Genomic DNA, 11,439 nt, shown 5'->3' with positions numbered 1-11,439 from the left:
GAACGCGACAGGGCCCGACCCGCGCGTGTCGTAGGGTGCTGTCAACGACAGAAAGGCGCACAGTGGACCTTCGCATCGGCATCCAGAACTCCCCCCGCGAGCTCTCGTTCGAGACCTCGCAGACGGCGGCGGAGGTCGAGCAGGCCGTCGCCGCGGCACTTTCGGGCCAGAGCCCGGTGCTGCGACTGTCCGACAGCAAGGGCACGGTCTACGTGGTCCCCGCCGCAGCGCTCGCGTACGTCGAGATCGGCACCGAGGAGGCCCGTCGGATCGGGTTCGTCGGCTGATGGAGCTCCTCTTCGTCACGCTCGGCGGCGCCATCCTCGGGCTGGCCGCCCGCTACGCGCTCCCCCGTCGCCGCACGCACGGCGTCGTGCTCGTGCCCGCCGTCGGCGCGGCTGCGGCCGCGGTCGTGTGGGTCGCCCTGACCTGGCTCGGATTCGCGTGGGACGGCGGATGGATCTGGGTGATCTCCCTCGCGGCCGCCGCCGCCGCATCGGCCGGGACCGCGCTGTTCGTCGGCCCGCGCCGCGAGCGGCAGGACGCCGAGACGTTCGCCCGGCTCTCGAAGTTCGGCTTGGCGCACCGCTGACCCGGCGCGGCGCCACGGCCGGCGCCGCTAGGCGGTGAGCCCGAGCGCGTCCATGCGTCGCGTGTGCGCGGCGATCAACTCGGTGAACACGGGCTCGACGTCGGCGCCGAGCGCTCCGCTCGACTCCGAGGCGCGGAGCGCGGAGTGCGCGATGAGCAGCGTGTCGCCCACGAGGCTCCGGCCCCACAGCGCGAGCCGGTCCGCGAGCGTCGGGTCGGCGGCGATCGCGCGCTGCAGCTCCTGCACGACCACCTCGGCGGCCGCCTGCGGCGCGAGGATGCCGCGCACCCGCGTTCCGAGGTCGGGCGGCAGGCCCTCGGAGAGCCGCGCGAAGTAGTCGTCGAGCATGCCCGAGGTGATGTGGATGCCGAGCAGCAGCTCGGTCCAGTCGGCACCCGACGTCGCGTGCCGGAAGCGGTCGGTCGCGGGCGCGAACGGCGCCATGACCTCGGCCGGCTCGGCCTCGAGTCGCCGCAGCTCGGCGATGAGGTCGTGGTGCTGGCGCAGCGCGACGCCGGCTGCGGCGCTCAGTCCCTCCTTGGACGCGAGGTCGGGCGCGGTCGCGACGGCCTTGGCGAGGCTCTCGAAGAACTCGAGCTGGATGTAGGCCGCCTGGCCGAGGAACGCGACGGGGTCGGGCACGACCTCGGTGAAGTCGATGCGGGTGAGCTCGGTCGGCGCGATGCGGGGGCGCAGCCGCGGCGCCTCGGGCCGCGGCAGGCGCGGCTTCGACCAGTTCACCACGGACCACAGCATAGAGGCCCCGCCGAGACATGGCGCGATCCCCCTTCCGGGGCCTCCCAGCCCGCTCGGATAGGCTGGTGGGGCACGCGGGCGATGGAACCGCGGCCGTGCGCCTGGGATCGGAACAGGGCGCACCTCTCATTCCGCATCACCGACAGGCAGATCACGTGACCACGTTCACCGAACTCGGCATCGCGCCCGACATCGTCGAGGCCCTCGCCGGCAAGGGCATCGTCGATGCCTTCCCCATCCAGGAGCAGACCATCCCGCTGGCCCTCACGGGCCAGGACATCATCGGCCAGGCCAAGACCGGCACGGGCAAGACCTTCGGGTTCGGCCTGCCGCTCATCCAGCGCCTGGGCGACGACCCCGAGCCCGGCGTACAGGCGCTCGTCGTGGTGCCCACGCGCGAGCTGTGCGTGCAGGTCACCGAAGACCTGGAGCTCGCGACATCCAACCGCCCCGCCAAGATCGTGTCGATCTACGGCGGCAAGGCCTACGAGGGCCAGATCGAGCAGCTGAAGGCCGGCGCGCAGATCGTGGTCGGCACGCCCGGCCGCCTCATCGACCTGGCGAACCAGCGCGTGCTGTCGCTCGCGGGCGTGCGCGAGGTCGTGCTCGACGAGGCCGACAAGATGCTCGACCTCGGCTTCCTGCCCGACATCGAGAAGATCTTCTCGAAGATCCCCGCGGTCCGGCACACCATGCTGTTCTCGGCGACCATGCCCGGCCCGATCGTGGCGCTGGCTCGACGCTTCATGTCGAAGCCCATCCACATCCGCGCGACCGACCCAGACGAGGGCCTCACGCAGGCGAACATCAAGCACCTCGTCTACCGCGCCCACTCGCTCGACAAGGACGAGGTGATCTCGCGCATCCTCCAGGCCGAGGGCCGCGGCAAGACCGTCATCTTCACGCGCACCAAGCGCGCGGCCGCGAAGCTCGTCGAGGAGCTCAACGATCGCGGGTTCAACGCCGCCGCCGTGCACGGCGACCTCAACCAGGACCAGCGCGAGCGCGCCATGGCCGCCTTCAAGGCCGGCAAGAAGGACATCCTCATCGCGACGGATGTCGCAGCACGCGGCATCGACGTCGACGACGTCACGCACGTGATCAACCACACGATCCCCGACGACGACAAGGCCTACCTGCACCGCGCCGGCCGCACGGGCCGTGCGGGCAAGACCGGCATCGCCGTGACGTTCGTCGACTGGGACGACCTGCACAAGTGGGCGCTCATCAACCGCGCCCTCGAGTTCGGCCAGCCCGAGCCGACCGAGACCTACTCGTCGAGCCCGCACCTCTACAGCGATCTCGACATCCCCGAGGGCACCAAGGGCCGCCTGAAGCCCGCGGCGAGCGCTCCGCCGACGCGGTCGGCGACGGCGGGTCGTCGCGAGGGCGAAGCAGCGGCCGATGACGCGTCGCGCCCGGCACGGTCGCGTTCGCGTCGTCGCACGCGCGGCGGCCGTTCCGAGGGCGAGGCCGCGGTCGAGGCGTCGGGCGCGACCGAGGGGTCGGCCGCGCCGGCCGAGGCGAAGGAGCCGGGCGCCGGCACGCACGACGGCAAGGGCCGCGAGCACCACGACGGCAACGCCGCACCGCGCCGCCGTCGGCGTCGCCGCGGGGGCCGCTCGGGCGGTGCCGGCAACGCCGCGCCGACCGCGCAGGCCTAGCCGACCCGAACCGCGGTCAGGCCGCCGGCGCGGGCACGATCGGTCGCGCGCCGGTCGCCTCGGCGACGATGCGCGCCACGACGTCGGCGGGCGTGGTGTGCTCGCCGATGCGGTTCGCCTTGCCGAGCCCGTGGTAGTCGCTCGAGCCCGTGACCGCGAGCCCGTACCTCGCCGCGAGCGCGCGCAGGCGGGGCTTCGACGCCTCGGTGTTCTCGGGGTGGTCGACCTCGAGGCCGAAGAGGCCGGCGTCGGCGAAGCGGCGCAGCCGGTCGTCGGTCAGGACGCCCTCGGCTCCGCGCGTGCCGGGGTGCGCCAGCACGGGCACCCCGCCCGCGGCGCGGATGAGCCGGATGCCGGTGAGCGGGTCGGGCGCGTAGTGCGGCTGCGCGTACCCCGAGCGCCAGTGCAGGATGCCGGCGAACGCCTCGGAACGCGTGGCCGCGTGGCCGCGCGCGACGAGGGCGTCGGCGATGTGCGGGCGGCCGATCGTTGCTCCGTCGGTGGTCTGCGCGAGGACGTCGTCCCAGGTGAGGTCGTAGTCGGCCGAGATGCGGCGCACGATCTTCTCCGCGCGCGTCAGGCGCGACTCGCGGATCCGCTCGGTCTCGGCGAGGAGTCCCTCGTCGTCGGGGTCGACGAGGTAGGCGAGCACATGCACGCTCGCGAACTGCACGCGAGTGGAGAGCTCCATCCCCGGGATCAGGACGACTCCGTGGCGATGGGCGGCGGCGGACGCCTCGGCCCACCCTGCCGTCGAGTCGTGGTCGGTGATCGCGAGCCCCTCGAGCCCGGCCCGGACGGCCGCCTCGACCAGCTCGGCCGGAGCGTCCGTGCCGTCGGACACGGTCGAGTGGGCGTGCAGGTCGGCCGCGACGTGGACCGGGGCTTCGACCATCCCCCCATCGTAGGCGCGGGCTCGTCGCGGACTCGCAGCGGACATGCGGCGCACGCGCGGCGGCCGCACGCGCGGTTCCCCTACGCTGGGACGAATGCTCCCCCGCATCCTCGGCTGGGCGATCGTGCTCGGCACCGCCGTCGTCGCGGCCGTGCTGCTGTGGCCGCAGGGCTTCGGCCTGCAGAACCAGTGGATCGCCGCGCACGTGGTCGCGCTGCGCGGCGCAGCGGCCGTCGTGGCGGGCGCCACGGCCGTCGTCTTCGCGCTGCTGGCCCTCGTCGAACCCGCACGTCGGTTCGCGCTCGCGATGACGGCGGTCCTCCTGGCCTTCTCGATCGGCAACGCCGGCATCCTCGCGGTGCGCGGGTTCGGGGGTTCCGGCGACGGGGCGGCGGCCGCGACGGCGGATTCGCTCACGGTGCTCTCGTGGAACACGCTCGGCGAGGTCCCCGACGCCGCGACCATCGCGGGCCTCGCGCTCGACGAGGAGGCCGACGTCATCGTCCTCCCCGAGACGACCGAGCCGCTCGGCGAGGAGATCGCGATCGCGATGCGCGACGGCGGCCGCCCCATGTGGGTGCACACGCAGTTCTTCGACCAGGTCGCCAAGGCGCGTTCGACGACCATCCTGATCTCGCCCGAACTCGGCGACTACCAGGTGGTGAACGAGCCCTGGCCGGGCCCGCCCGAGAACACCAACACGCTGCCGAGCGTCGTGGCCGAGCCGGTGGACGGCGACGGCCCGAGGATCGTCGCGGTCCACGCGGTCGCGCCGATCCGCTGGGAGCTGCGCAACTGGCGCAGCGACCTCGACTGGCTCGCCGAGCAGTGCGCAGGTGAGAACGTCGTCATGGCCGGCGACTTCAATGCCACGCTCGACCACTTCGCCGGACGGGGCGTCGACGGCGGCGACCTGGGGCGGTGCTCGGATGCCGCGGCGCAGGCCCGCTCGGCCGCGGTCGGCACCTGGCCGACCCGCGTGCCGGCGCTGCTGGGCAGCCCCATCGACCACGTGCTCGCGACTCCCGGATGGCGCGTCCAGGCGTTCCGCGTGATCGAGGGCCTCGACGACGCGGGCAGTGACCATCGCCCGATCGTGGCGACGCTCGCACGGGACTGAAGGCGCCGCCCCCGCCATCCGCTCGGTGCGAGAATGGGTCGCATGACCAATTCCGGCGACGCCACCGCGACGGCCCACGAGGCCCGCCCCATCGACGAGACCACCGCCGAGGAGACCGGCCGCAACGCGAACCGCTCCACGACGCCCGCATCCGAGGGCTTCAAGGCGTTCATCTTCGGCGGTTGGGCCGATCGCGACGAGCCGCTCCCCGAGCCGCGCGCGCAGGCGGCGTACGCCGCCGCACGTCGGGCCCGCGTCTCGGCCGAGTTCCCCGGCCAGCGCCTGGTCATCCCCGCCGGCGACATGAAGCAGCGCGCCAACGACACCGACTACCCCTTCCGCGCGCACTCCGCGTTCGCCCACCTCACCGGGTGGGGCTCCGACTCCGAGCCCGGCGCGATCCTCGTCATGGAGCCGACCGGACAGGCGGCGCACGCCGCGACGGTGTACTTCCGCGAGCGCGCCGGTCGCGACTCCGAGGAGTTCTACGCCAACGCCGCGATCGGCGAGTTCTGGATCGGCCCGCGTCCGTCGCTCGCACACGTCGCCGCCGACCTCCAGGTCGAGGCGCGGGGCATCGCCGACTTCGATCGCGTGATCGATGCCGTCGACACCGCCACGCTCGTCCTGCGCGAAGCCGACGTTGCGATCACCGAGCGCGTCGACCACGCGCGCCTGCGCTTCGCGGCCGAGGCCGCGCTCTCGACGAACGCCGCCGACACGCCGTTCAGCCTCGAGGTCAACGCCGAGCACGAACCTGATGCCGACTTCGCCCGCGTGCTCTCCGAGCTGCGCCTCGTGAAGGACGAGTACGAGATCGCCGAGATGCGCGCTGCCGTCGACGCCACCGAGCGCGGTTTCGCCGAGGTGCTCGCCGAGCTGCCCCGCATCACGAGCGAGGTCCGCGGCGAGCGCGTCATCGAGGGCGTGTTCGCCACGCGCGCGCGGCTCGACGGCAACGACGTCGGCTACGCCTCGATCGCGGCGGCGGGCCCGCACGCCACCATCCTGCACTGGACCCGCAACGACGGTCCCGTCGTGCCGGGTGATCTCGTGCTGCTCGACGCCGGCGTCGAGCGCGACAGCTACTACACGGCCGACATCACGCGCACGTTCCCGGTCAACGGCGCGTTCTCGGCCGTGCAGCGCCAGGTCTACGAGGCCGTCCTCGAGGCGGCGGATGCCGCGTTCCGCGTCGCACGCCCGGGAGTCGTCTTCCGCGAGATCCACGCGGCCGCGATGGCGGTCATCGCACGGAAGACCGCCGAGTGGGGCTTCCTCCCCGTCTCGGCCCAGGAGTCGCTGGAGCCCGAGAACCAGTTCCACCGCCGGTACATGGTCCACGGCACGAGCCACCACCTGGGACTCGACGTGCACGACTGCGCGCAGGCGCGACGCTCGATGTACATGGACGGCGTGCTCGAGCCGGGCATGGTCTTCACGATCGAGCCGGGGCTGTACTTCCAGCCCGACGACCTCACGGTGCCCGAGGAGTTCCGGGGCATCGGCGTGCGGATCGAGGACGACATCCTCGTCACGGCCGACGGCGCCGAGAACCTCTCGGCGGGCATCCCGCGCACGGCCGACGAGGTCGAGGCCTGGGTGCGCGGCGCGGCCCGCTGATCATCGCGGCCCGAGCGGGCCGGCGGGTTCAGACCCCGTCGGCCTCGCGGCGCTCGCGTGCGGCGCGGCGCGCGGCATCCTGCGCCTCGCCGTAGGTGAGCGGACGCGCGTCGTCGGCAGGGCGTTGCCCTGGCGCGCCCTCGGCGTCGAGCGGCGGCCGGTTCGAGCCGTCCTCGACCCCGCCGGGCTCGACACGGCCGGGTTCGTCACCGCCCGGCACGCCACGGCCCGGCTCTGCCACGGGCTCGACCGGGGGCGGAGTCACCACTGGGACCGCAGAGGGCGACGGCGGCGCCGCGGCATCCGCGACCCCCAGCACCTGGCGGGCCCTGATCACGTGCGCCGGCTCGGCGATGACGGCGTACCGCGTGGCGAGCACCTGCATGACCGACGTGAAGTCGCGACGTCGGCGATTGATCGAGTACGAGACGACGCTGAAGATCATGCCGAAGCCCGCGCCGATGAGGATCGCGGCGCCGAGGATGCCGAGCGACGTGCCCGACGGCGAGAAGATGAACAGCAGCAGGCCGAGGAACGTGCCGAACCAGGCGCCCGACAAGGCGCCCGCGCCGGCAGCCCGGCCCCAGCTCAGCGTGCCGGTGATGCGCTCGACGCTCGTGAGGTCGTGGCCGACGATCGAGAGCTCCTTGACCGGGAACTCGGCCTTCGCCAGGCGGTCGACCGCGGCCTGGGCCTCCTGGTAGGTCTCGTAGCTCGCGACCGTCTCGCCCTTGGGCAGCGTCGGGAAGGCGCGGCCGATGCGACCGCCGAACGGGCTCTGCGTGCTCACGGGCCCATTCTCCCATGGGCGCCCGTGCCCCGGCCGGGAGCCGAGGCCTCGGGGGTAAGTTGGAGGCGTGAGCGCCACGAGAGTCTTCGTCGCCCGACTCGCCGGGTGCCCCGTCTTCGACCCTGCGGGCGATCGCGTGGGCAAGGTCCGCGACGTCCTCGTGGTGTATCGCAAGTCCGATCCACCGCGCGTCGTGGGACTCATCGTCGAGATCCCCGGGAAGCGCCGCGTCTTCGTCTCCATCGGCCGGGTCACCTCGATCGGCGGCGGCCAGATCATCACGACCGGCCTGATCAACCTGCGCCGGTTCGAGCAGCGCGGCGGCGAGGTGCGCGTGATCGCCGAGATGCTCGGTCGCAAGGTCGCGTTCAACGACGGCTCGGGCACCGCCACCATCGAGGATGTCGCCATCGAGGAGCGCGATCCCGGCGAGTGGGAGGTCGACCAGCTGTTCGTGCGGCGACCCAAGACGAGCGCATCGCCGTTCGCCAAGGGTCCCTCGGCGTACGTGACCTGGCGCGAGGTGCGCGAGACCATCGCGGCCGGCGAGGCGCAGTCGGCCGAGCAGCTCATCGCGACGTACTCCGAGCTCAAGCCCGCCGACCTCGCCAACACGCTGCTCGACCTGACGCCGCAGCGCCGGCAGGAGGTCGCCGAGGAACTGCCCGACGACCGGCTCGCCGACGTGCTCGAGGAGATGCCCGAGTCCGACCAGGTCGAGATCCTGGCGCACCTCGGCGACGACCGCGCGGCCGACGTGCTCGATCACATGCAGCCCGACGACGCGGCCGACCTCATCGCGCAGCTGCCGGAAGACCGTGGCGAGCACCTGCTCGAGCTCATGGAGCCCGAGGAGGCCGAGGACGTGCGCTTCCTGCTCTCGTACGGTCCCGACACCGCGGGCGGGCTCATGACCACCGAGCCGATCATCGTGTCGGCCGATGCCACGGTGGCCGAGGGCCTCGCCCTGATCCGCCGCCACGACCTGCCGCCCGCACTCGGCGCCGCGGTGTGCGTGACCCTGCCGCCGTACGAACCGCCCACCGGGCGCTTCCTCGGCATCGTGCACTTCCAGCGGATGCTGCGCTACCCGCCGCACGAGCGCTTGGGCTCGCTCATCGACCAGGGCCTCGAGCCCGTCAGGGCCGACACGTCGGCCGCCGAGGTGAGCCGTATCCTGGCGAGCTACGACCTCGTGTCGGTGCCCGTCGTCGACGAGAAGCAACGGCTCGTCGGCGTCGTGACGATCGACGACGTCCTCGACTACCTGCTGCCCGATGACTGGCGAAGTCATCCCGACGACGAGTCGGAGGTGACCAGACGCGCGACCGCCCGCGCCCAGCTCGCCACCGGCAGCATCCCGATCGCACCCGGAAGGAGGGCAGGAGATGGCACGCGCTGACGCCGACGACCGTCGGTTCGACACCCCGAAGGGACTGCGGCGATCTCCGTCGCCCCTCCGCCTCTCGGGCGACCGCGACCGGTTCGGCCGGTTCACCGAGTGGGTCGCGCGCGCGATGGGCACCCCTGGCTTCCTGGTCGGGCTCACGGTGTTCGCGCTCGGGTGGATGGCGTGGAACACGTTCGCGCCCGAACCGTGGCGGTTCGACTCCATCGCGATCGGGTTCACCGCGCTGACGCTCGTGCTGTCGCTCCAGGCGTCGTACGCCGCCCCCCTCATCCTGCTCGCGCAGAACCGGCAGGACGACCGCGACCGCGTGCAGATCGAGCAGGACCGCCAGCGGGCCGAGCGCAACCTCGCCGACACCGAGTACCTCGCGCGCGAGGTCGTCGCCCTTCGGCTCGCGGTGCGCGACCTCGCGTCGAAGGAGTTCATCCGCCAGGAGCTCCGCCAGGTGCTCGACGAGCTCGACCGGCGCGACGAGGAGGAGTCGACGCATGCCGCGTCCTGATGAGGCCGAGGTCGAGCAGGCCGTCCGCGCGGCGCTCGCTGGCGTCATCGACCCCGAGATCCGAAGGCCGATCACCGAGCTCGACATGGTCGAGCGCGTCGTCGCCACCGCGACCGGAGTCGACGTCGGCATCCGCCTCACGATCGTCGGGTGTCCGGCCTCCGATCGCATCGAACGGGATGTGCGCGCCGCTGCCGAGGGGGTCGTCGGACCGGGCAATGCCGCCGTCGAGCTCGGCGTCATGACGCCCGAGCAGCGCGCCGCGTTGACCGAGCGACTCCGCGGCGGCCGCGCCGCGCGTGGCAACCCCTTCGGCCCCGGCACGCTCACGCGCGTGATCGCGGTGACGAGCGGCAAGGGCGGCGTGGGCAAGTCCACGCTCACGGCGAACCTCGCGGTCGCGCTCGCGGCCCGTGGGCTCTCGGTCGGCCTCGTCGACGCCGACGTGCACGGCTTCTCCATCCCCGGCCTGCTCGGCCTCGTCGACGAGCACGGAACCGCGGCGCGCCCGACACGCGTCGACGACATGATCCTGCCCCCCGTCGCGCACGGGGTGAAGGTGATCTCGATCGGCATGTTCGTCGAGCCGACGGAACCGGGCGGCCGGGGCTCCTCGGTCGCCGTGGCCTGGCGCGGTCCGATGCTGCATCGCACGCTCCAGCAGTTCCTCACCGACGTCTGGTTCGGAGACCTCGACGTCCTGCTCGTCGACCTCCCGCCGGGCACCGGCGACGTGGCGATCTCGCTGGGGCAATTGCTGCCCAACGCCGAGGTCGTCGTCGTCACGACGCCGCAGCCCGCGGCCGCCGACGTCGCCGAGCGTTCGGGTCTCGTCGCCCGGCAGACCGGCCAGCGCGTGGTCGGCGTGATCGAGAACATGGCCGGACTCGCGCAACCCGACGGGTCGCTGCTCGACCTGTTCGGCTCCGGCGGCGGCGCCGAGGTCGCGCGTCGGCTCTCCGAGGGCGTCGACGAGGTCGTGCCGCTGCTCGCCAGCGTGCCGCTCAGCGTCGCCCTGCGGCGCGGCGGCGACGAGGGGGTTCCGGTGGTCCTCGCCGAGCCCGACGATCCGGCCGCGCGCGCGATCGAGCAGGCCGCCGCCGCCCTCGCGACCCGCCCGCGCTCGCTCTCGGGCCGTCGTCTCGACGTCTCGGTGCGGTGAGTCGGATGCCGCGCGCCATCCGGTCACGCACACGGCTCGCGGCTGCTCTCGCCACCCTCGCGATCGCCGCCGGTACCGCGCTCGCCGCATGCGCGCCGGTCGACGCCGGCGCGGACGCCGGCGACTCGGCGCTGCCCGAAGGACTGGCCGTGTCCGTCCAGCAGGGTCGGCTCGACGTGCCCAAGGGGCGCCTCGTCGTGCACTTCGAGAACTCGGGCGATCCGATCACCGTCACCGCGCTCGAGGTCCGATCCCCCGCACTCGAGCCCGGCATGGACCGCGACGAGCCGTTCGAGCTCAGCGCCGACGACGCGATCGACATCCGGCTCGACCTCACGCCGACCGTGTGCGACGGCGATCCGACCGCGGTGGAGATCGCCCTCGACGTGCGGACGGCCGACGGAGTGACGCACTCCGGCGTCCTGGTGCCCGACGACCCGTTCGGCACCATGACGCGTATCGCCGACGCCGCCTGCCTCGCGGAATCGGTGGCCGCGGTCGCCAAGATCACCATGCCCGAGCGGCTGCGCAGCGAGGGGACGGGTGCGGACCGGCGCGCCTGGATCGACGTGCGCATCGACCCCGCCGCGGAAGGCGACGGCACGCTGAGCCTGGAAGGCGTCTCCTCCACGACACTGCTCGGCAACGAGGCCGGCCAGGACTGGCCGCTCGGCTTCGACGTCGCCCCCGGCGACGCGCCGTTCACGATCGAGCTGGCCGCGCGACCGGCCCGCTGCGATGCCCACGCGCTCGCCGACGACAAGCGCGGCACCATCCTGCCGTTCACCGTCTCGACCGGCGACGGCCGCGAGGGCCGGTTCGACGTGCCCTCGGGCGACGCGCTCAAGGCCGACCTCTACGCCTACATCGCCGAGCGCTGCGGCCTGCAGGCGCCCGGCTCGTAGTCGCGATGTGACGGCCGAT

General features: G+C 73.0%; 12 protein-coding genes. 9 read left to right on the top strand and 3 right to left on the bottom strand.

Annotation, left to right across the window (positions count from 1 at the left end; all coding sequences use genetic code 11):
* The first annotated feature begins 62 nt into the window (after positions 1-62).
* Together BLT99_RS03045 and BLT99_RS17925 are read left to right on the top strand one after the other, a co-directional pair.
* A complete protein-coding gene (locus tag BLT99_RS03045) occupies positions 63-287 on the top strand; it encodes a DUF3107 domain-containing protein (protein WP_092669195.1) in 225 nt (74 codons plus the stop codon).
* On the top strand, positions 287-592 hold the full coding sequence (locus BLT99_RS17925; protein WP_229724850.1) for a hypothetical protein: 306 nt from the start codon (positions 287-289) through the stop codon (positions 590-592). Before BLT99_RS03045 ends, BLT99_RS17925 begins: the two co-directional genes overlap by 1 nt.
* Positions 593-619: 27 nt before the next feature.
* Here the strand turns inward: BLT99_RS17925 and BLT99_RS03035 are convergent, their stop codons facing one another.
* A complete protein-coding gene (locus BLT99_RS03035; RefSeq protein ID WP_229724851.1) occupies positions 620-1,336 on the bottom strand; it encodes a ferritin-like fold-containing protein in 717 nt (238 codons plus the stop codon).
* A 167-nt stretch (positions 1,337-1,503) separates the two neighbouring features.
* On the opposite strand from BLT99_RS03035, the gene BLT99_RS03030 reads away from it, so the two are divergent.
* On the top strand, positions 1,504-3,012 hold the full coding sequence (locus tag BLT99_RS03030; RefSeq protein WP_172802954.1) for a DEAD/DEAH box helicase: 1,509 nt from the start codon (positions 1,504-1,506) through the stop codon (positions 3,010-3,012).
* Positions 3,013-3,028: 16 nt separating this feature from the next.
* On the opposite strand, the gene BLT99_RS03025 is transcribed toward BLT99_RS03030, so the two are convergent.
* On the bottom strand, positions 3,029-3,907 hold the full coding sequence (locus BLT99_RS03025; protein ID WP_092669190.1) for a PHP domain-containing protein: 879 nt from the start codon (positions 3,905-3,907) through the stop codon (positions 3,029-3,031).
* A gap of 94 nt (positions 3,908-4,001) precedes the next feature.
* Here BLT99_RS03025 and BLT99_RS03020 point away from each other — a divergent pair, with 94 nt between their 5' ends.
* Both BLT99_RS03020 and BLT99_RS03015 read left to right on the top strand, forming a co-directional pair.
* The gene (locus BLT99_RS03020) at positions 4,002-5,027 is read left to right on the top strand and encodes an endonuclease/exonuclease/phosphatase family protein (protein WP_092669189.1); all 1,026 of its coding nucleotides are present in this window, start codon (positions 4,002-4,004) and stop codon (positions 5,025-5,027) included.
* A 42-nt stretch (positions 5,028-5,069) separates the two neighbouring features.
* Entirely contained in the window at positions 5,070-6,650 is a 1,581-nt protein-coding gene (locus tag BLT99_RS03015; protein WP_229724852.1) for an aminopeptidase P family protein, read from the top strand.
* Positions 6,651-6,678: 28 nt separating this feature from the next.
* Here the strand turns inward: BLT99_RS03015 and BLT99_RS17820 are convergent, their stop codons facing one another.
* Positions 6,679-7,440, bottom strand: a complete 762-nt coding sequence (locus tag BLT99_RS17820; RefSeq protein WP_188434449.1) for a general stress protein — start codon at positions 7,438-7,440, stop codon at positions 6,679-6,681.
* A 67-nt stretch (positions 7,441-7,507) separates the two neighbouring features.
* Here BLT99_RS17820 and BLT99_RS03005 point away from each other — a divergent pair, with 67 nt between their 5' ends.
* Genes BLT99_RS03005 through BLT99_RS02990 form a run of 4 tightly spaced genes read left to right on the top strand, consistent with a single transcriptional unit; the run spans position 7,508 to position 11,420 of the window.
* Positions 7,508-8,842, top strand: a complete 1,335-nt coding sequence (locus tag BLT99_RS03005; RefSeq protein WP_092669187.1) for a magnesium transporter MgtE N-terminal domain-containing protein — start codon at positions 7,508-7,510, stop codon at positions 8,840-8,842.
* Positions 8,829-9,353 carry a DUF1003 domain-containing protein gene (locus tag BLT99_RS03000; protein ID WP_092669186.1) on the top strand — a complete coding sequence of 175 codons (525 nt, stop codon included), beginning with the start codon at positions 8,829-8,831 and terminating at the stop codon, positions 9,351-9,353. The genes BLT99_RS03005 and BLT99_RS03000 overlap by 14 nt, the downstream gene beginning before the upstream one ends.
* Positions 9,340-10,515 (top strand): Mrp/NBP35 family ATP-binding protein, encoded by a 1,176-nt coding sequence (locus tag BLT99_RS02995; RefSeq protein WP_092669185.1) that lies wholly within the window; start codon positions 9,340-9,342, stop codon positions 10,513-10,515. The genes BLT99_RS03000 and BLT99_RS02995 overlap by 14 nt, the downstream gene beginning before the upstream one ends.
* 5 nt (positions 10,516-10,520) lie before the next feature.
* A complete protein-coding gene (locus tag BLT99_RS02990; RefSeq protein ID WP_092669184.1) occupies positions 10,521-11,420 on the top strand; it encodes a hypothetical protein in 900 nt (299 codons plus the stop codon).
* Positions 11,421-11,439: the final 19 nt, after the last annotated feature.

Source organism: Agromyces flavus (genome assembly GCF_900104685.1).
Taxonomy (GTDB): Bacteria; Actinomycetota; Actinomycetes; order Actinomycetales; family Microbacteriaceae; genus Agromyces; species Agromyces flavus.
The sequence above is the reverse complement of the archived record's forward strand: the minus strand, read 5'-3'. Positions and strand labels throughout refer to the sequence as shown.